General features: G+C 60.6%; 17 protein-coding genes. 5 read left to right on the top strand and 12 right to left on the bottom strand.

Annotated elements, in window-relative coordinates:
- Window positions 1-103 precede the first annotated feature (103 nt).
- The 9 genes from I2I01_RS00135 to I2I01_RS00175 all read right to left on the bottom strand — a co-directional run bounded on the left by I2I01_RS00135 (window position 104) and on the right by I2I01_RS00175 (window position 9,744).
- The gene (locus tag I2I01_RS00135) at window positions 104-703 is read right to left on the bottom strand and encodes an LptE family protein (RefSeq protein ID WP_211537734.1); all 600 of its coding nucleotides are present in this window, start codon (window positions 701-703) and stop codon (window positions 104-106) included.
- Window positions 684-1,973: a sigma-54 interaction domain-containing protein gene (locus tag I2I01_RS00140; RefSeq protein ID WP_196284397.1), complete on the bottom strand. Its 1,290-nt coding sequence runs from the start codon at window positions 1,971-1,973 to the stop codon at window positions 684-686. Before I2I01_RS00140 ends, I2I01_RS00135 begins: the two co-directional genes overlap by 20 nt.
- Before the next feature lie 3 nt (window positions 1,974-1,976).
- Window positions 1,977-2,408, bottom strand: coding sequence for a four helix bundle protein (locus tag I2I01_RS00145; protein ID WP_196284398.1), 432 nt, complete (start codon window positions 2,406-2,408; stop codon window positions 1,977-1,979).
- Window positions 2,409-2,445: 37 nt separating this feature from the next.
- Window positions 2,446-3,882, bottom strand: coding sequence for a tRNA (N6-isopentenyl adenosine(37)-C2)-methylthiotransferase MiaB (gene miaB / locus I2I01_RS00150; protein WP_196284399.1), 1,437 nt, complete (start codon window positions 3,880-3,882; stop codon window positions 2,446-2,448).
- Between the two features lie 192 nt (window positions 3,883-4,074).
- On the bottom strand, window positions 4,075-5,058 hold the full coding sequence (locus tag I2I01_RS00155) for an anthranilate synthase component I family protein (protein WP_230678856.1): 984 nt from the start codon (window positions 5,056-5,058) through the stop codon (window positions 4,075-4,077).
- Between the two features lie 339 nt (window positions 5,059-5,397).
- Complete coding sequence (locus I2I01_RS00160; RefSeq protein ID WP_196284401.1) at window positions 5,398-6,945, bottom strand: DUF3808 domain-containing protein; 1,548 nt, start codon at window positions 6,943-6,945, stop codon at window positions 5,398-5,400.
- Window positions 6,946-7,055: 110 nt separating this feature from the next.
- The gene (locus I2I01_RS00165; RefSeq protein WP_196284402.1) at window positions 7,056-7,817 is read right to left on the bottom strand and encodes a zinc ribbon domain-containing protein; all 762 of its coding nucleotides are present in this window, start codon (window positions 7,815-7,817) and stop codon (window positions 7,056-7,058) included.
- Entirely contained in the window at window positions 7,807-8,928 is a 1,122-nt protein-coding gene (locus tag I2I01_RS00170) for a Nif3-like dinuclear metal center hexameric protein (protein WP_196284403.1), read from the bottom strand. Before I2I01_RS00170 ends, I2I01_RS00165 begins: the two co-directional genes overlap by 11 nt.
- Window positions 8,929-9,057: 129 nt before the next feature.
- Entirely contained in the window at window positions 9,058-9,744 is a 687-nt protein-coding gene (locus I2I01_RS00175) for a uracil-DNA glycosylase family protein (RefSeq protein ID WP_196284404.1), read from the bottom strand.
- A gap of 54 nt (window positions 9,745-9,798) precedes the next feature.
- Here I2I01_RS00175 and lpxK point away from each other — a divergent pair, with 54 nt between their 5' ends.
- The 3 genes from lpxK to miaE are packed head-to-tail and all read left to right on the top strand — an operon-like array spanning window position 9,799 to window position 13,572.
- Window positions 9,799-10,896 carry a tetraacyldisaccharide 4'-kinase gene (lpxK, locus tag I2I01_RS00180; protein WP_196284405.1) on the top strand — a complete coding sequence of 366 codons (1,098 nt, stop codon included), beginning with the start codon at window positions 9,799-9,801 and terminating at the stop codon, window positions 10,894-10,896.
- Window positions 10,897-10,934: 38 nt separating this feature from the next.
- Entirely contained in the window at window positions 10,935-12,965 is a 2,031-nt protein-coding gene (locus tag I2I01_RS00185) for a putative porin (RefSeq protein ID WP_196284406.1), read from the top strand.
- Between the two features lie 10 nt (window positions 12,966-12,975).
- Window positions 12,976-13,572 (top strand): tRNA-(ms[2]io[6]A)-hydroxylase, encoded by a 597-nt coding sequence (gene miaE / locus I2I01_RS00190; RefSeq protein WP_196284407.1) that lies wholly within the window; start codon window positions 12,976-12,978, stop codon window positions 13,570-13,572.
- Window positions 13,573-13,788: 216 nt separating this feature from the next.
- Here miaE and fahA read toward each other — a convergent pair whose 3' ends face one another.
- Window positions 13,789-15,078, bottom strand: coding sequence for a fumarylacetoacetase (gene fahA / locus I2I01_RS00195; protein ID WP_196284408.1), 1,290 nt, complete (start codon window positions 15,076-15,078; stop codon window positions 13,789-13,791).
- 116 nt (window positions 15,079-15,194) lie between these two features.
- On the opposite strand from fahA, the gene I2I01_RS00200 reads away from it, so the two are divergent.
- The gene (locus tag I2I01_RS00200) at window positions 15,195-15,785 is read left to right on the top strand and encodes an SET domain-containing protein (RefSeq protein ID WP_196284409.1); all 591 of its coding nucleotides are present in this window, start codon (window positions 15,195-15,197) and stop codon (window positions 15,783-15,785) included.
- An 84-nt stretch (window positions 15,786-15,869) separates the two neighbouring features.
- Here I2I01_RS00200 and I2I01_RS00205 read toward each other — a convergent pair whose 3' ends face one another.
- Both I2I01_RS00205 and I2I01_RS00210 read right to left on the bottom strand, forming a co-directional pair.
- On the bottom strand, window positions 15,870-16,085 hold the full coding sequence (locus I2I01_RS00205) for a NifU family protein (RefSeq protein WP_317196864.1): 216 nt from the start codon (window positions 16,083-16,085) through the stop codon (window positions 15,870-15,872).
- A gap of 47 nt (window positions 16,086-16,132) precedes the next feature.
- Window positions 16,133-17,236 (bottom strand): Mrp/NBP35 family ATP-binding protein, encoded by a 1,104-nt coding sequence (locus I2I01_RS00210; protein ID WP_196284411.1) that lies wholly within the window; start codon window positions 17,234-17,236, stop codon window positions 16,133-16,135.
- A 207-nt stretch (window positions 17,237-17,443) separates the two neighbouring features.
- On the opposite strand from I2I01_RS00210, the gene I2I01_RS00215 reads away from it, so the two are divergent.
- On the top strand, window positions 17,444-17,758 hold the full coding sequence (locus I2I01_RS00215; RefSeq protein WP_196284412.1) for a hypothetical protein: 315 nt from the start codon (window positions 17,444-17,446) through the stop codon (window positions 17,756-17,758).
- The last annotated feature ends 1 nt before the right edge of the window (window position 17,759 follow it).

Consider the following 17,759-nt stretch of genomic DNA (forward strand, 5'->3'; position numbering starts at 1 on the left):
CAAATACCCGCAGGTTTTTTTGCTGCTATTCACGGGCATTGGGTACCCAGCTTGGGCAAGGGCTTCACCAATTGAGCCTTATCAAATGCCTCCTAAAGGCCCGCTACCAGTTGGCCACCGACTTGTTGAAAATATCGGTGATGATTTTGTTCGTCGTGGTGCGCACGGCGTTGGGGTCGTTGTTGATGGTGGCGATGTTGCGGTCGGCCGCGTAGTCGTCGAAATTCTGGAATATCTGCTCGAAGCTCTGCTTGTCGTCCTTGGTGTTGGTGAAGCGAATCTTGACCTGAATGGTGAGGCGGTTGGAGCCGGCCTGGCTCACGCCGTTCACCTGCTGAATAGAGGCCGGCGCAAAGTCATACGCCACAATGTTGCCATCGAACTGCAGGTCGCCGTCGCGTGGCACCAGCTTCAGGTTGGTGTTGCGCTGGAAGTAGTCCTTTAAATCCTCCGTGAAGCGCTGCGTCAGAAAAGCGGGCCCCGTCGGCGCGTTGTTCTGAATAGTGGAGATAGAAATGGTGCGCACCGCCGGGTCGATGTTGGTGCCGTTGAAGGAATAAATGCCGCAGCCGGTGAGGAAGCTGCAAGCCACAAGCCACAAGCTGCAAGCTATGAAGTAGCGCGTCGCTTGCCTCGCCTGGCTGACAGTTTGCGACTTGTAGCTCATGGCTTGCAGCTTAAAATCAAACTTGTTCCAGGTCATATTGCTTCAGCTTGCGGTAGAGCGTGCGCTCGGAAATGCCCAAATCGTGAGCGGCGTACTTGCGCTTGTTGTTATGTTTCTTCAGCGCCTTGAGAATCATTTCCTTCTCCTTCACGTCGAGCGAGAGGGTCTCGTCCTCGGTTTCGTGGGGTATGTCTTCCACCGGCGCTTCGTCGTAACGGGCCACCGGCTCGGCGTTGTATACGGTGGGAGCAGGAGGTAGAAAATATTCCGAGCCGCCGCTGGCCTCAAACGCGCTGCCGGGGCCGGTATTGCTGAACAGGTGGCTGTTTTGGCGCAGCAACTCCTGGGCCTCGTGGGGGCGCTGGCCGGTGGCCAGCTCCAGCACCATCTTTTTGAGGTCAGTCATGTCGCGGCGCATGTCGAACAGGATTTTGTAGAGCAAGTCGCGCTCCGAGTAGCCAGCGCCCGCACCCTCGGGGGCACCGGGGCCCAGCAGCATGGGCAGCCGGCTGGTTTGGTCTTGCGGCAGGTAGGGGGCCAGGCGGCGGGCATCCAGCTCCCGGTCGGTTTCCAATACCGAAATCTGCTCGGCGATGTTCTTAAGCTGGCGGATGTTGCCGGGGAAGCGGAAGCGCGTGAGTGCCTGCACCGCATCGGGCAGCAGCGTGATGGGCCGCGTGCGGTACCGCTCAGCCGAATCGGAAGCAAACTTGCGGAACAGCAGGTAGATGTCCTCGCCGCGCTCACGCAGGGGTGGTACCGTAATGGGCACCGTGTTCAGGCGGTAGTACAGGTCTTCGCGGAAGGTGCCAGCCTGCACGCGGTCGAGCAAATTCACATTAGTGGCAGCCACCACGCGCACGTCGGTTTTCTGCACCTTGCTGCTGCCTACCCGAATGAACTCGCCATTTTCCAGCACGCGCAGCAGGCGGGCCTGGGTGCCCAGCGGCATTTCGCCAATTTCATCGAGGAAAATGGTGCCGCCGTTGGTCACTTCAAAGTAACCCTTGCGGGCCTCGTTGGCGCCCGTGAAGGAGCCCTTTTCGTGGCCAAATAGCTCGGAATCGATGGTGCCCTCGGGAATAGCGCCGCAGTTGATGGCGATGAACTGTCCGTGCTTGCGCGGCGAGAGGGCGTGGATAATCTTGGAAAACGACTCCTTGCCCGACCCGCTTTCGCCGGTGATGAGCACCGTCATGTCAGTCGGCGCGACTTGCGCGGCCACCTGAATGGCGTAGTTCAGCGCCGGCGCGTTGCCGATGATGCCGAACCGGAGCTTGATGGATTGGATTTCGGAAGGTGTCAAAGGTTAGTTGTCCGTTGTTAGTTGTCCGTTGTCAGGAAAGTAGTGGAGACTTTCTTCGGTAACTTGAGATACTGGAAGAAGGGAGCGATAGTAACGAATGAACCCTTGCAATAACTTCTTGCAATTGGTTACGGCTGATAGCAATTCTTGAAGCTCTGCCTCGGTCAGGTAGGCTAAATCGTTGGCGAGGTAAAGCTGCGTTTCTACTTCGAACAAAGAGCCTCGCGCCACAAATAGAAACTGCAGGGTGTCTCGGGTATGTTGACGGCCGCAGCCCTCCGCGATGTTTGAAGGAACAGAAACCGCCGCCCGCCGCAATTGATTAGTCAGCCCAAACAATTCTTCTTTTGGGAAATGCTGGGTAAGTTCATAAACCCGCTTTGTCAGCTGTCGGCTTTGTAGCCAAACGCTCAACTCGGTATATGACCTTTCCATTAGAATAAGCTGACAACTGACAACGAGCAACTAACAACTAGACAGCTTCTCCCAGCAGCGCTGCGCCCGTCGTGCTGGTTGCCAGTACGTTCACGTAGTCGCCTTTCTTGAAGTTTTGCTTTGGGAAAATAACTACCTGGTTCTGGCTGTTGCGGCCGCTCAGGTGCTCGGCCGAGCGTTTGGATGGTCCTTCTACCAACACGCGGTGCACCTGGCCCACCATGCGGGCGTAGCGGGCGCGGGCGTGCACCTGCTGCCGGTCGATGATTTCCTGTAAGCGGCGCTTCTTCACGTCCAGCGGAATGTCGTCTTCGAGCTTGCGGGCGGCCAGTGTGCCGGGGCGCTCCGAGTAGAAGAAATTGTAGCCCATGTCGTACTGTGCGAAGTCGATGAGGCTCAGGCTGTCCTGGTGCTCTTCTTCGGTTTCGGAGCAGAAGCCCGAAATCATGTCGGTCGAGATGGCGCAGTCCTCGCCCAGAATGCGGCGGATGGCGCGCACCCGGTCCTCGTACCAGGGCCGGTCGTAGGTGCGATTCATCAAAGCCAGCACGCGGGTGTTGCCGCTTTGGGCAGGCAAGTGGATATACTTGCAGATGTTCTCGTACTTGGCCATGGTGTGCAGCACCTCGTCGGTGATGTCCTTGGGGTGCGAGGTGGAGAAGCGCACGCGCAATTCGGGGCTGATGAGGGCCACGCGCTCCAATAGCTGCGCGAAATTCACGTGCTCGGTGCCGTCGGCCGAGGCCCACTTATAGGAGTCCACGTTCTGGCCCAGCAGGGTCACCTCCTTATAGCCAGCAGCTACCAGCGCCTCGGCTTCTTGCACGATGCTGTGGGCATCGCGGCTGCGCTCCCGGCCGCGGGTGAAGGGCACCACGCAGAAGGAGCACATGTTGTCGCAGCCGCGCATGATGCTGATAAAAGCCGTGATGCCATTGGAGTTCAGGCGCACGGGCGTGATGTCAGCGTAGGTTTCCTCGCGGCTCAGCAGCACGTTCACGCCCTTCTGGCCGCCATCGACCTGCTCGATGAGGCCGGGCAGGTCGCGGTAGGCGTCGGGGCCAACCACGAGGTCTACGATTTTTTCTTCCTCCAAAAACTTGCTTTTAAGGCGTTCGGCCATGCAGCCCAACACGCCCACCAGCATGGCCGGTTTGCGCTTCTTGTGCGAGTTAATCTGCTTGAGGCGCATGCGCACCGTCTGCTCGGCCTTTTCGCGGATGGAGCAGGTATTGAGCAGCACGAGGTCGGCGTTGGCGAGGTCGTCGGTGGTGTCGAAGCCTTCATCAAAGAGAATGCTCGATACGATTTCCGAATCTGAGAAATTCATCTGGCAGCCGTAGCTCTCGATGTAGAGCTTGCGCTGGCGGCCGGTGCGGGTGGCAGCCGTGATGCGCACCTCGCCGCTGGGCGTGGCTTCGGTGGTAGGGGCGGCCTGGTCTAGAAAATCTAAGGTTAATAGGGGCTGGGGCATAATTATAGCGCGTTTCGGCGGAAGGCAAAGATACACTTTAACCGGGAGAAATGACAGAATGGCAGGAGTTGCAATTGGTTGCATTAACACAAACGTCTGTCATCCTGAGCGCAGCGAAGGACCTTCTCACGATTGAGTTGCTTGCACTCACGTGAGAAGGTCCTTCGCTGCGCTCAGGATGACAGACGTGCTTTACTCCTTGATAACCGAACCCAGCACCTCGAGCAAGGCCTTGGCTTTCAATAGGCATTCCTCGTATTCGCGCTCTGCGTCTGAGTCGTAGGTGATGGCCGAACCGACCTCAAAGCTGAGGTAGCCGCTGTCCTGCCGGTACTGAAGAGAGCGGATGACAACGTTAAAATCGAAGTCGCTGCCGGGCCAGAGGTAGCCGATGCTGCCGCTGTAGAGGCCGCGCCGGGTGTGCTCGTAGCGCTCAATGAGCTGCATGGCTCGGATTTTAGGCGCGCCCGTCATGGAGCCCATCGGGAAGGTGGCACGCAATATTTCAGGCAGTTGAACATCGGGGCGGAGGTCAGCTTCCACCGTCGAAATCATTTGCCAGAGGTGGCGGAAAGGGTAGAGGCCGAACAGCTCGGGCACACGCACGGTGCCGGTTTGGGCTACGCGGGCGAGGTCGTTGCGTACAAGGTCGACAATCATCAGGTTTTCGGCGCGCTCTTTTTCGTCGTGCAACAGCGTGAGGCGCTGCTGCTCATCGATTTCCGGAGTGGTGCCCCGGCGGATGGTGCCTTTGATGGGCTGCGAATGAATGCTGCTGCCCGCACGCGCTAGGAACCGTTCGGGCGAGGCGCAAAGAAGAAAATGGTCGTGCCAACGCACGAAGCCTGCGAAGGGCGCGGGCGAGGCCGCCATAAGCCGCCAAAAAACATCCACCGGCTCTAGAGCCACATTTTCGGCGTAGAACTCCTGGCACAGATTCAACTCGTAAACTTCCCCGTTTAGAATATCGGTTCGGATGGCTTCCACGGCCTGCAGATAGTCGGCCCTAGGCGTGCGGGGCTGCAACACCGGCACTTGTGGTGCCGGAACTGTTGGTACCGGGAGGGTTAGAATCTTATTTAAGACGTCAGTAGTAAAGCCATGAATTTCAATATGGTCATCCTGCCAATATAGCCAGGTATGAGGGATAAAAAAACCAATCTGGGGCCAGCCCATGCCGCTAAAGTTCTCGCTCGTCAGCGCCTCGATATCGTTCTTGACATCATAGGTTATAAACCCGCAGTACAATACTGGTTCTGATGCTGAATGTGCTAACCCTTCAAGTGAACTGACTGTGGCTGCCCCGACTGGGGCAACCGCCAGCAAGCGCCGGAAGGGGCCCTTCGGATAGAGAAAGTCGTTGTGCTCGAAGTAGGCGCAATGCGCAAACTGCGCCCCCCAGTGCAGCGCCCGCACTCGAAAGTCGGCCGGCAAATCAGCAAGGCGAACAACCAAAGGAGTGGCCGAAGTCAAGTCGTACTGTTCGTTTTATCAGATAAAATCTAGCCTAACGCGTTATTTCAGCTCCCGCAACGCCAGGGTAGCCTTGGCGTCGGTGCTGTTTTTATACTCGTGCCAGGGGTAGTGCAAGGCCCTTTCAAAGTAAATCCTAGCCTTGGCTTTATTGCCAGCCTCCTGGGCCAGGTAACCCTGCTGCAGCGCAGCTTGGGGCGCAAAATAATAAGGTGCCTTGGGGCCTGCCACGGTTTGGGTGCGCTCGAAATAGAACCAGGCCGAATCGAGCCGGCCGAGGCCCTGGAAGGCGCGAGCCCGGCGGTAGGGCTCCTCAATGCGGTCGCGCCAGAGCGTGGCAGGCCTGGCCCGGAAGCTGCGCAGCGTGGCCAAGGCCTGCTGGTTGTAGCCGCCATCGGTTTGCAGGCGGGCGCGGGTGAGGATGGGATTCAGCGCCACGGCCTCGTGGTAGTAGTGCTGGGCGTAGTTGTCTTCCTCCACGTCGGTGGGGCCGGGCTGGTTGATTTGTTCGCGGTAGCGGGCCACGGCCGCGGCCGGCTGCCCGCCCAGCCACGCTGCCAGGTAGAGCTTAAAGGCGGCATCCTTGCGGTAGTGCACTCCCCTGTACTCACGCAAAAATGCCAGATTTTCGCGCTCTGAATCAGCGTAATCGCCCTTGTAAAGCAGCAAATCGGCAGCCATGTGACGCAGGTAAGGTACGGGCACATAGCTAGAACCCGTTGGGCGGGCACGGTAGGCCGCGAGGGCCGCTTCGCCGTGGTGCTGGCGCTTATTGATGCTGATGAGCAGGTAAGAGAACAGCAAATTGTCGGGCTGCTGGGCGTGCAGATGCTCTACTAAGCGCAGAGCTTCTTCGGGCTTTTTGTAATACCCTTCCCGAATCAGGCTGAGGTAAATCTGACTTTCGATTTGGAAGTCGTGGGGTTGGGCAGCCGCCAGCGCCAGGTTTTTCAGTCCCTCGCTGGAGTTAGCCGTCAGGCCCAGCAAGCTCAGCAGCCAGTGGTAACCCTCAGGCAAGGAACCTACGGCAAACTGGCAGATGCCCAGCGTCTTGCGAGCCGGCAGAAACGCCGGGTATCGTTTCACCACGTCCTGCATCTGGCGGTAGCCGCTGCGCAGATGGTAGCCACCCATTACTAAGTGTTTGAACAACAGCTGGGATAAGCCCAGGTGCAGCGTTATTTCGGCCCGGGCGTAGTCGCGCATTGCGCTGGTCGGTACCTTGTCCAGCCTAGCCAAGCGGGCTTCCTGAGCCTTTTCGATGGCCTCGTAGCGCGCGGCGTCCTGGCTAAGCAGCAAGTCGGCAAAGTCGATGCAGTTGGCTACCAGCAGGGGAGCGGGTGCGGCGGGCGTGCTGGCCAGTTCGGGGCGCAACAGCTCGCGGGCGGGGCCCAGGCGCAGCTTGAGCACTTCGGCGTAGGCGCGGCGGCTGGTGGGCGTGAGCTCGCCCACGGTGGCAGCCATTTCGGCGGGCTGCTCCGGTTTCTCAACGGCTTGCGGTGGTGTAAAGCCTGTTAGCAGCACCCCTGCGGCCAGGCTACCCGCCAACCCGGCCGTCCGCCAGCTGCCCGCCACCATTCCCCGAACCATTGCAGCCAAAAAGGTCATCTAATGCTTAAATAAAAAAGGAACGACTCGGGGCCGTTCCTTTTTAAGATTTTTTCAGCAAATCAAAGTCATGAGTTGCTCGCCGGTTGAGCTTAGGCCGTACGGGCTTCGACGTCGGCCAGGATGCGGCCGCAGTGCTCACACACAATGATTTTCTTGTGCGAGATGATGTCAGCTTGGCGCTGGGGCGGCACCGTGTTGAAGCAGCCGCCGCAGGCGTCGCGACGCACCAGCACCACGGCCAGGCCGTTGCGCACGTTGCCGCGGATGCGGGTGTAGGCCGTCAGCAGGCGCTCTTCCACCGGCTTGGTGGCTTCTTCGCGTTGCGTCAGCAGGCCACGCTCTTCCTCCTCGTTCTCGGCCACGATGGTGTCGAGCTCGCCTTTCTTGTTTTCGAGGTCCTTGCGGCGCTCGTCCAGCTTCGACTTGGTGCCGCTGATTTCGGCATTCTTCACGTCAATCTGGTACTGGGCTTCCTTGATTTTCTTGTCGGCAATCTGGATTTCCAGGCGCTGCAGCTCAATTTCCTTGGCAATGGCTTCGAACTCGCGGTTGTTGCGCACGTTCTGCTGCTGCTCGTCGTACTTCTTGATGAGCGACTCGGCGTCTTTGCTGGCCTGCTTGCGGCTCTTGATGAAGTCGTTGAGACCCTGAATGTCTTCGTCGAATTTCTTCACGCGCACTTCGTAGCCCGCGATTTCATCTTCCAAATCCCGCACTTCTTCGGGCAAATCGCCCCGCACACGCCGGATTTCGTCGAGCTGCGAATCGAGGTGCTGCAGGGTGAGCAGGGCTTCGAGCTTGGCGGCTACGGGAACGTCGGCGGGCGCCACGGCGGCACTGTTAGCAGTCATATTGAACGGGGTTCGTAGGGGTTTCAGCGATTAAGACCGCAAAAGTACGTCCAAATCCGGCCGTTAGCAAATCCCGAAACACCTCGCCGGTGAACTGTTCGCTCTCAAAATGGCCCACGTCGCAAAGCATGAGCCGCCCCTCGGCCCCGAAAAACTCGTGGTACTTCACGTCGCCGGTCACGTAAGCATCGGCCCCGCTGGCCCGCGCCGCGCCAATGAGAAACGCGCCCGCCCCGCCGCAGATGGCCACGGTTTTAATAGGCTTCTCAAACGCCGTGTGGCGCACCATCGGCACCAGCAGCTGCCGCTTCAGCAGTTGCCGAAACGCGGCTGGCTCCATCGCCTCCGGCAACTCACCCACCATACCGGCGCCCACTTCCTGGTGCACGTTTTCTAGCTTGATGAGCTCGTAGGCCACTTCTTCATAGGGGTGCGCGGCGCGCAGGGCCCGCAGCACGGCTGCTTGCCGGTGCAGGGGTAGCAGCACCTCCAAGCGCTTTTCGGGTACGGTTTCGGGCTGGTTTTCGGCGCCGATGGCGGGATGGGTGCCCGCGCCGGGCGTGAAGGTGCCCGAGCCCTCGGCCTGGAAGCTGCAGGCGGAGTATTGGCCCACCTGACCGGCCCCGGCGGCGTAGAGGGCGGCCAGCACGCGGCCGGCCACGTCGGCCTGCTGGTCTTCGGGCCGGTTGGGCACGTAGGTGATGAGGCGGGCCAAAATGCCGCTTTGCGGAGCTAGCACGCGGGTTTTTATCAGGCCCAGCTTCTCGGCCAGCTTGTCGTTGACACCGCCGCGCACGTTGTCGAGGTTGGTGTGGGCGGCGTAAATGGCCACGTCGTTTTTGAGGGCGGCGATGATGGTTTGCTCCACCTCGTTGGCGCCGGTGAGGCGCTTGAGCGGGCGGAAAATGACTGGATGGTGGGCCACTACCACGTTGCAGCCGCGCCGCATGGCCTCGGCTACCACGGCGGGCGTGCAGTCGAGGGTAATAAGCACGCCGGTGATTTCGGCCTGCGGGTCACCGCATTGCAGGCCGGCGTTGTCGTAGCTTTCCTGGTAGGCGAGGGGCGCTGCCGCCTCGAGCAGGCGGGCGAGGTCTTGAACGGTGGGCATTATTGGTGAGGAGTATAAAAAGGGAAAAGCCGTCATGCCGCGCGCAGCCGAGGCATCTCGCGTGCGGTAGTAAATCAATCGTTCAACGATGCAGACGAGATTCCTCGGCTGCGCGCGGCATGACTTTCATTATTCGGAAATCAAACCGCCCAGTGTTTCCACGTATTTAGCCACGTTGGTCGCTTCGTCGCGGCTTTTATATTGCATGAGGTAGCGGGGATGGTCGAGGACGACGATTTTCTGGAACAAGCCCAGCTCGGCATTTAGACGCTTCAGAAACTCGCCGTTGCGCTTGCCGAGGCTTACGGCCACGTCGCGGCGCAGGCCCAGCTCTTCCACTTGTTGGCGCAGCGAAAGCTGAATATCCGGCCACAGTGCTTTAATGAGAGCAGAAGAGTCGTAATAGTTGTAGTTCAGCCCATTCTTCAAGAGTACCAGCGGGTAGAGCGAACTCACGAAAAAATGCTGGTAGAATTCGGCCGGCCCTCCCAGGGCGTTGATGAATTTATAGACAAATTGGGTGGAGGTTTCGGGGCGGCCGCGCGGCAGGTCGTTGGCGATGCCGCAGTGCTCGGCCAACGCCGAAGGGTCGGTGAAGGCCACGCCGGTGCGGCCCATGCCCAGTCTGCCGGGGTTGATGCCGAGCAGAGCCACGCGGGGCTGGTTGTCGGCGTAAAATTTATCGGCGAAGCGCGTAAGCAATTCCCGCACGGCCGGCTCGCGGAAGGGACTAAGAGCTTCCACGCCCGCGGGCAGGGCCTGGGGCAGCGGAAACGTCGTGAGAAAACGTAGCAGACGGTCGGCCAGGGTAGACATGACCCAAAAGTACGCGCCGGGTGCCGGCCAAACCCGCCGTACTTTTGGGGGCGTATGGCCCGCTTGCTGATGATTTTGCTGCTACCGTTCTCTTGGCTTTACGCCGGGGTGCTGGCCGTGCGCAACTGGCTTTACGACGCGGGCTGGAAGAAATCGGAAGCCTTCGCGGTGCCGCTGGTAAGCGTGGGCAACCTGCGCGTGGGGGGCACCGGCAAAACGCCGCACGTCATCTGGATGGTGGAAGAGCTATTGCGCCAGGGCCACCGCCCGGCCATCCTGAGCCGGGGCTACGGCCGCCAAACCACCGGCCCGCGCCTGGCAGGCCCGGCCGATTCGGCCGCCACGGTAGGCGATGAGCCCTGGCAGTACTTCGGGCATTTTGCGGCGCAAAACGTGCCGGTAGCTGTGGCCGAAAAGCGCGGCCTAGGGGTGCACCTGTTGTTGCAAGCACATCCCGAAATCAGCATCGTTGTGCTTGACGACGCCTACCAGCACCGCGCCGTGCGCCCCACGCTCAACGTGCTGCTGACGGAGCACGCCCGGCCTTTTTATGAGGACTACGTGCTGCCGGCCGGCCTACTGCGCGAAAGCCGGGGTGGTGCCCGTCGGGCCGATGTCGTCATCATAACTAAATGCCCTGCCGGGTTGAATGCAACCGCCCAGACGGCCATCGCCCAGCGCGTCCGCCGCTACAGCCGCTCGGCTACTCCGGTCCTGTTTTCGACGTATGAATACGCCAAGCCGCAGGGCCTGGCAAGCGTGAGCAGGAGCGAGGAATTGCCAATGGCGGATGACTTACCCAATGTGCCAGCCAAAGGCGCGGCCCTGTTGCTGACGGGCATTGCGCAGCCACAGCCTTTGCGCAAATACTTGGAAAGCCAGGGTTATGACATCCGCTACCACGCGCATTTTCCCGACCATCATGCTTTCGAGCCGGCCGACTTTGCGGCCCTGCGGGCGCATTGGCAGCCGGGCTGGCCTATTTTTACGACGGAAAAGGATGCCACGCGCCTGCGGGCCGCCGTGTTGCGGCCGGTGCTGACGGGGCTTCCCATCTATACCATTCCGGTGCGGGTGGCGTTTCTGGGCATGGGCGGCGCCGAATTGCGGCTGCTGCTGCCCGGCGCGCCGGCCGGTGCCCTCCTGAATTGACTTTAACCCTGCCGGGCTCCGGCGCATTTGTTACCTGTTTGAAGGCCCCGAAACGAGGATTTTTAGGACGCTGGCCGCAACTGCTGGCCCTGGTGCTGCTCACGATGCTGGCCGCGCCCGCCGCCCACGCGCAGGTGCTCGACGACTCCACCAAGGTGGTGTATGGTCCCAAAACCACCCGCGTCATCTACGAGGCCGAAATCCTGCGCGACTCCACCAGCGGTACCCCGCTCGACACCACGCTCACGCGCTTCCCACAGGACCGGTTCTGGACGCACGACACTACTTTCCAGCAGGATTTGGGGGCAGTGGGTACGGCCTCGCGGCCGCTGCTCTACCAGCCCAACCTGCAGTTGGGGGCACGTTTTGGACGTGATGTGTTCAACAAATACGCCCACGACGCCAGCCAGATTCCGTACTACGACTCCCGCTCGCCGTTTTCGTTTTTCCGCTACATCCAGTCCGGCGCCGGCGAGCAGGTGTTTGAATTCAACTACAGCCGCAGCCTGAAGAAAAACTTCAGCGTGGGCTTCAACTACGAGCGCATTGCCTCGAACAAGGTGCTGGCTACCTCCGGCGCGGGCATTGGCAAAGGCTTGGTGGAGCATTCCAACCTGATGCTGTACGGCCGCTTCCAAACGGAAAACGAGCGGTACCACTTGCTGTTCAACATCGGCAACGCCCGGCACCGGGCGGTGGAGCAGGGCGGCATCTGGCCCATCACCACGCGGGCGTACTCGCCGGAGCTGGGCGACAGCGTAACGCTGGGCGAGTCGGCACCCAACCAGCTGTTTAACTACGGCGCGCAGCGGGTGTACCTGACCAAGGCCATTAATCAGGAAGACCGGGACGAGCTGTACTTTACCCAAACCTACCGCCTGCTGGGCCGCGGCCTCACCGCGTACCACACCTTCGACGCCAAGCGCCAGTTCAACAACTACTCCGACACCGAACTGAAGCGCCTCAACACGGCCGAGGTGTACTTTCCGCGCGTGCTGTACTACCCGCGGGTGCTGCGTAATACCCGCGCCATTCTGGACCGGGCCGAGTTCCGGCAGGTCGAAAACACGTTTGGCGTGCTGGGCCGCACCGACGTGGTGGAATACCGCCTGTACGGCCGCTTGCGCAACGCCAGTCTGGCCACCAAAACGCTTTACTCGAACCAAGTGCGGGCCGCCCGCAGCACCACCGGCGACTCGCTGGTGGTAGGCGCGCCCACCCGCACTTTCACCCAGGCTTTCGTGGGCGGCACTGTCGCGTTCAATTACCACAAAATTTACGCCGTAGAGGCAGCCGGCGAGTACAAGCTCTTTGATGAGTACTGGCTGCGGGCTTCGGTGCGCACGGGGCCGCTGTCGGTGGAGGCCTTGCGCTCGTCGTACTCGCCCACGCTCACGCAGCAGGAGTTGGTGGGCAACAACTACGAATGGCACCACCTGCCCGGTACTCCCACCGAGTTCAGCAATACTAGCAGCACCCAACTCACCGGCCGCCTGCGCTTCAAGCTGCCCGACCTGGGCCGCCTCACCCAACAACACTTCGAAGCCAGCGCCAACCTCGTCAACCTCACCAACCTGGTGTATTACAACACGGCCGGCCTGCCCGAGCAAGCCACCGTGGCCAAGAACCTGCAGATTGTGTCGGCCCGACACCAGGTGCATTTCGGCCGCGTGGGTTTCGACAACCAGGCTACTTACACGCAGGGCGGCGACGTGACGGGCATCCGCATTCCCAAACTGGTGACCAACTCGCGGGTGTTCTACGAGAGCTACATCTTCCGCCGGGCGCTGTTCAGCCAGATGGGCATTCAGGTCTATTATCAGTCGGCCTATAAGGCTTTTGATTACAGCCCCAGCACCCAGCAGTTTTACCAGCAAGACCATTTCACCATCACCAACCACGCCGTGGCCGACGTATTCTTCTCGGCCGATATTAAGGCAGTGTCGGTATTCCTGAAAATGGCTTACATCAACCAGGGCATCATCTCGGGCGGCTACTACACCACGCCGTACTACACGGGCTACCCGCGCCGCTTCCAGTTCGGGGTGCGGTGGAACTTCTTTAATTAGAACCCAACAGATGAAAGAGAAAACCATCCTTAAGCTCAAGCTGAACACCGACCCGCGCTGGGTGAACATTGCCGAGAAAAACATCGAGGACATTTTGGTCGACCACGCCTGGTGCGAGCAGAAAGCCGCCAGCACAGGCATCAGCATGATTATTCACTACCCCGAGAAAACCCGGCTAGTAGACGAGCTGACCGACCTCGTAGCCGAGGAGTGGAGCCATTTCGAGCGGGTGCTGCTGGAACTGCGCAAGCGCGGCTACGCCCTAGGCAAGCCCCGTAAAGACGAGTATGTAGTGCAGCTGCTGGCCCACGTGCGCAAAGGCGGCGCCCGCGAGCGCCAGCTTATGGACCAGTTGCTGGTGTCGGCTCTCATCGAGGCGCGCAGCTGCGAGCGGTTCAAGCTGCTCTGGCAAAACATTGCCGACCAAGAACTGAGCAAGTTCTACTACGAACTGATGGTGTCGGAAGCCGCCCACTTCGTGAGCTACGTGGACCTGGCCAAGGAATACTGCGACGCCAAACAGGTAGACGAGCGTCTGCAGGAATTGCTAGTCATCGAAGGCGAAATTGTGACGAATTTGCCCGTGCGCGACGACCGGATGCACTAAGCGCGCCCGCTTGTCATTGTGAGGTGCAGCCGAAGCCATCCGTCCTATCAAAGCCAGGCCCGCTCCAAAGTGACAAAGCCTTTTTTACCATAAAGCCCCGGTACCGTAATGGTGCCGGGGCTTTGTCACATTATTAGGTAAGTCGCTGAGAACTGGACGGATTAGCTACGCTGTCCTTCGGTTGGTTCGGCTGCGCCTCGCAATGACAGACGATGCTTAGCTGTGCGCCGGTAGCACCGTCCCACTCACCTCGCCAAAACCGATGCGCACGCCGTCTTTTTCGGCAAAGCCACGCATCGTCACCGTGTCGCCGTCGAGCAGGAACTTGCGCTCCGAGCCGTCGGCCAGGGGCACGGGGCGGGTGCCACGCCAGGCCAGCTCAAGCATCGAGCCCAGTGAGTCGGGGGTGGGGCCCGAGATGGTGCCCGAGGCGTAGAGGTCACCGGCTTCGATGTTGCAGCCGTTGGAAGCGTGGTGGGCCAGCTGCTGAGCCATGCTCCAGTACATCAGGCCGAAGTTGGTGCGGCTAATGGTGCTTTCCGAGCCGCCGGTGGGTGTGAGGGCTACTTCGAGGTGCACATCGAAATTGTGGGCGCCGCTCTGGCTGAGGTAGGGCAGCGGCGCGGGCTCCTGCGCGGGGCCAGCCACACGGAAAGGCTCCAATGCATCGAGCGTCACCACCCAGGGCGCCACGCTGCTGCCGAAGTTTTTGCCCAGGAAGGGGCCCAGCGGCACATATTCCCAGCTTTGCAGGTCGCGGGCGCTCCAGTCGTTGAATAGGCAAAGGCCGAAAATGTGGTCTTCGGCCTCGCTGATGTCTACGGTGCTGCCTAGTTCGGTGCTGGTGCCAACCACGAAGGCCATTTCCAGCTCAAAATCGAGTTGGCGGCTGGGGCCAAAGGTGGGCACGGCCTCGTCGGGCGCTTTGCGCTGGCCGTTGGGCCGACGAATGTCAGTCCCCGACACTACGATGCTGCTGGTGCGGCCGTGGTAGCCGATGGGAATGTAGCGCCAGTTGGGCAGCAGGGCATTGGCCGGGTCGCGGAACATGGTGCCCACGTTGGTGGCGTGCTCAATGCTGCTATAGAAATCGGTGTAGTTATTCGGCTTGGTGGGGCGCAGCATGCGCACCTCGGACTGGCGCAGCAGGCAGGCGCGCACGGCTTCTTCGTTGTCGCGCAGGCGGGGCTCGTCGTGGCGCAGCAGCTCGCTCACACGCTGGCGCACGGCCCGCCACGCCGGCCGGCCCAGGCGCAAAAACGCATTGAGTGAGCGGCGGCGAAACACTTTGGGCTGGGCGTCGCCCAGCTCGTTGAGGTCTTCAAAAAAGCCGTATTGGCTTGCGGCGTACAAGTCGAGCACATAGCGGCCGATGGCCACGGCCAGTCGCGGCCCCCGCTCGTCCGTCTCGAACACGCCGAACGGCAGGTTTTGAATGGGGAAATCGGAGCCGAGCGGAATGTCAATCCAGGAGCGAAGCGTGGGCGAGTTGGGCGAGGTGGCCATGCGATACAGAAGAGTTTGGCCGCAAAAGTAGGAACCGGGGCGCTGGCACACGGTTCTGCTTGGTTCAAGGCTGGTTTCTGCCAACCTTGCAGCTCTTCAATTCAGCTCCTCCCAGCATGATTCATCCTGACACCGAGCTGCGGTTCATCAGCCCCGAAATAGGTTTTGGCGTGGTGGCTGTCAAGCTTATTCCCAAAGGCACCATCACCTGGGTATTCGATTCGCTCGACGAAGTTTTTTCGCCCGCCGCGCTGGCCGACATGCACCCTTTGCAGCAGGCTTTTCTGGAAAAATATAGCTACCGCGACCACAACGGCGACTATGTCCTCTGCGGCGACCATTCGCGCTTCGTCAACCACAGCTTCCGGTCCAGCTGCATCAGCACGGCCTACAACTGCGAGCTGGCCGTGCGCGACATCCTGCCCGGCGAGGAGCTGACCGACGACTACGGCTACCTCAACCTTACCGAGCCCTTCGACTGCCTGCCCGAGCCCGGCAGCCCGCGCACCCAGGCGCTGCCCGACGACCTGCTGCACTTTCACGCCCAGTGGGATGCCCAGCTCATCGACGCCTTCCAGCAATTCAACCACGTGCCCCAGCCGCTATTGCCGCTGCTCGACGCCACCCACCGCAAGCAAGTGCTGGCCGTGGCCGCCGGCCAGCAGCCGATGGAATCCATCCTGAGCTGCTACTACCACGAAAAATAGCGCGGACTTTGCAGCCGCGTCCCTCAACAACGCCGATGGCGCGGGGACGCGGCTGCAAAGTCCGCGCTACGTGTTGCTACCTTGCTAGCGGGCTTCTACTGCCGTAATTTCCGGTACGGCCTTCTTCACGGTATCTTCCAAGCCGGCGCGCGTCATCGGCGACATGGGGCAGGCCCCGCAGGCGCCTTCCCATTGCAGCTGGAGCACGCCGTCGGGCGTGATGTTGGCTACGCGCACGTTGCCGCCATCGGTGGCCAAGTAGGGGCGCAGGGTGTCGAGGGCCGCTTCGATGCGGGGCATCAGCGGGTGGTCGAAGGTGGGGGCGAGGGTTGCGTTTTCCACGGGCATTAGGAATTCATCTGCACGACGGCCGTTTTGGGGGCCACGTTGTTGCGGATACTCACTTGGCGAGCTACCGACTCAGCCAAATCGGCAAAGAGCACACCCACGGCCGACTTCGGGTCGAGCACAGCGGGCTGGCCCTGGTCGCCGTTTTCGCGGATGCTTTGCACCAGCGGCAGCTGGCCCAGCAGCGGCACGTCGTGCTGCGCGGCCAGGCGCTGGCCGCCGCCTTCGCCGAAAATGAAGTACTTATTCTCGGGCAGTTCGGCCGGTGTGAACCAGGCCATGTTCTCCACCACGCCTAGCACCGGCACGTTGATTTGCGGCTGCCGGAACATCTGCAGGCCTTTCTGGGCATCAGCCAAAGCCACTTTCTGTGGCGTGGTCACGATGACGGCGCCCGTCACGGGTACGGTTTGCACCAGGGTGAGGTGAATGTCGGAGGTGCCGGGCGGCAGGTCGAGCAACAGGTAGTCCAGCTCGCCCCAGTCTACCTCCGTAATGAACTGCTTGAGCGCCGACGAGGCCATGGGCCCGCGCCACACAATGGCGCTTTCGGCCGGCGCCAGGAAGCCGATGCTCATCAGTTTCACGCCGTACTTGACGATGGGCTGGATGAGGTTCTTACCGTTCGGACCCTGGAAAACGTGCGGCGCCTCGTTCTCCACGTTGAACATGACGGGCACGCTGGGGCCGGAAATGTCGGCATCTACCAAGCCCACTTTGGCGCCGGTGGCGGCCAGGGCCACGGCCAGGTTGGCCGTCACGGTGCTCTTGCCCACACCGCCCTTGCCCGAGGCAATGGCAATGATGTTTTTCACGCCGGGCAGCAGGTCGCCGCGATTGTGGCGGCCGGTGGTCACGCGCGACGTCATGGTAATGACGACGTTGGCGTCCTTATCCACCATGGTATGAATGGCGCGCTCGCAGGCATCGTGAATGAGCTGCTTAAGCGGGCAGGCAGGCGTGGTGAGCACCACGGTAAAGGCGACGGTAAGGCCGTCTATCTCGATGTTCTCAATCATGTTGAGCGTGACGAGGTCCTGGCCCAGGTCGGGCTCTTCCACGTAGCTCAGGGCTTTGAGAACGGCTTCTTTGGTTATGGTCATGGGGCAGGCAAAACGCCTCAGGGGCGAAGTACAAAGATAACCCCGGAAGCGGCGGCACGGTTCGGGTCGGTCGAAAATGCCTGTTCAAGCTGCGTAATTGCCGCAAAGATTGAGCGCAAAAATTTAGTGAAAGTCCGATGAATTCCTCCCATATTTACAAACGCACGATTCCCCACCATTTCGCTTACGCTTACCTCGCTCTCGACCATGCAAAACCTCGACCATGCCTTTTGTGCTGCCAACGTGGAAATTGGCAGCTATTCTGATAGTTCCGACAATGACGACCAGCTAGTGGTAGTGGTGAAGCTGGTGGTGCCGCGAGCCGCCAAAGTGCCGGCCCCCGTCCACCAGCCCGAAACCGCGTGGCTGCGGGTGCGGCCCGCGTCGGTGAGCAGCACCGTATTTAGCACAACCCCCGTCGAACTGCAAATGAACAACACCGCCCGGCCCACCGACTGGTCGACCACCGCCACCCTAAAGGCCGCGCCCTTGCGCCCGGCCCAGTGCACGCCCGAAGTCTAGT

Origin of the sequence: Hymenobacter properus (assembly GCF_015694735.1) — a bacterium.
In the GTDB taxonomy this organism is placed as follows: Bacteria; Bacteroidota; Bacteroidia; order Cytophagales; family Hymenobacteraceae; genus Hymenobacter; species Hymenobacter properus.

Bases quoted from the DNA above. Each gene is read 5' to 3' on its own strand.
- I2I01_RS00165 (WP_196284402.1), bottom strand. From the start codon at position 7,817: ATGACTGCTAACAGTGCCGCCGTGGCGCCCGCCGACGTTCCCGTAGCC.
- miaB (WP_196284399.1), bottom strand. From the start codon at position 3,882: ATGCCCCAGCCCCTATTAACCTTAGATTTTCTAGACCAGGCCGCCCCT.
- I2I01_RS00145 (WP_196284398.1), bottom strand. From the start codon at position 2,408: ATGGAAAGGTCATATACCGAGTTGAGCGTTTGGCTACAAAGCCGACAG.
- fahA (WP_196284408.1), bottom strand. From the start codon at position 15,078: ATGGCCACCTCGCCCAACTCGCCCACGCTTCGCTCCTGGATTGACATT.
- miaE (WP_196284407.1), top strand. From the start codon at position 12,976: ATGAAAGAGAAAACCATCCTTAAGCTCAAGCTGAACACCGACCCGCGC.
- lpxK (WP_196284405.1), top strand. From the start codon at position 9,799: ATGGCCCGCTTGCTGATGATTTTGCTGCTACCGTTCTCTTGGCTTTAC.
- I2I01_RS00210 (WP_196284411.1), bottom strand. From the start codon at position 17,236: ATGACCATAACCAAAGAAGCCGTTCTCAAAGCCCTGAGCTACGTGGAA.
- I2I01_RS00175 (WP_196284404.1), bottom strand. From the start codon at position 9,744: ATGTCTACCCTGGCCGACCGTCTGCTACGTTTTCTCACGACGTTTCCG.
- I2I01_RS00205 (WP_317196864.1), bottom strand. From the start codon at position 16,085: ATGCCCCGCATCGAAGCGGCCCTCGACACCCTGCGCCCCTACTTGGCC.
- I2I01_RS00135 (WP_211537734.1), bottom strand. From the start codon at position 703: ATGACCTGGAACAAGTTTGATTTTAAGCTGCAAGCCATGAGCTACAAG.
- I2I01_RS00170 (WP_196284403.1), bottom strand. From the start codon at position 8,928: ATGCCCACCGTTCAAGACCTCGCCCGCCTGCTCGAGGCGGCAGCGCCC.
- I2I01_RS00160 (WP_196284401.1), bottom strand. From the start codon at position 6,945: ATGGTTCGGGGAATGGTGGCGGGCAGCTGGCGGACGGCCGGGTTGGCG.
- I2I01_RS00155 (WP_230678856.1), bottom strand. From the start codon at position 5,058: ATGGGCTGGCCCCAGATTGGTTTTTTTATCCCTCATACCTGGCTATAT.
- I2I01_RS00215 (WP_196284412.1), top strand. From the start codon at position 17,444: ATGCAAAACCTCGACCATGCCTTTTGTGCTGCCAACGTGGAAATTGGC.
- I2I01_RS00200 (WP_196284409.1), top strand. From the start codon at position 15,195: ATGATTCATCCTGACACCGAGCTGCGGTTCATCAGCCCCGAAATAGGT.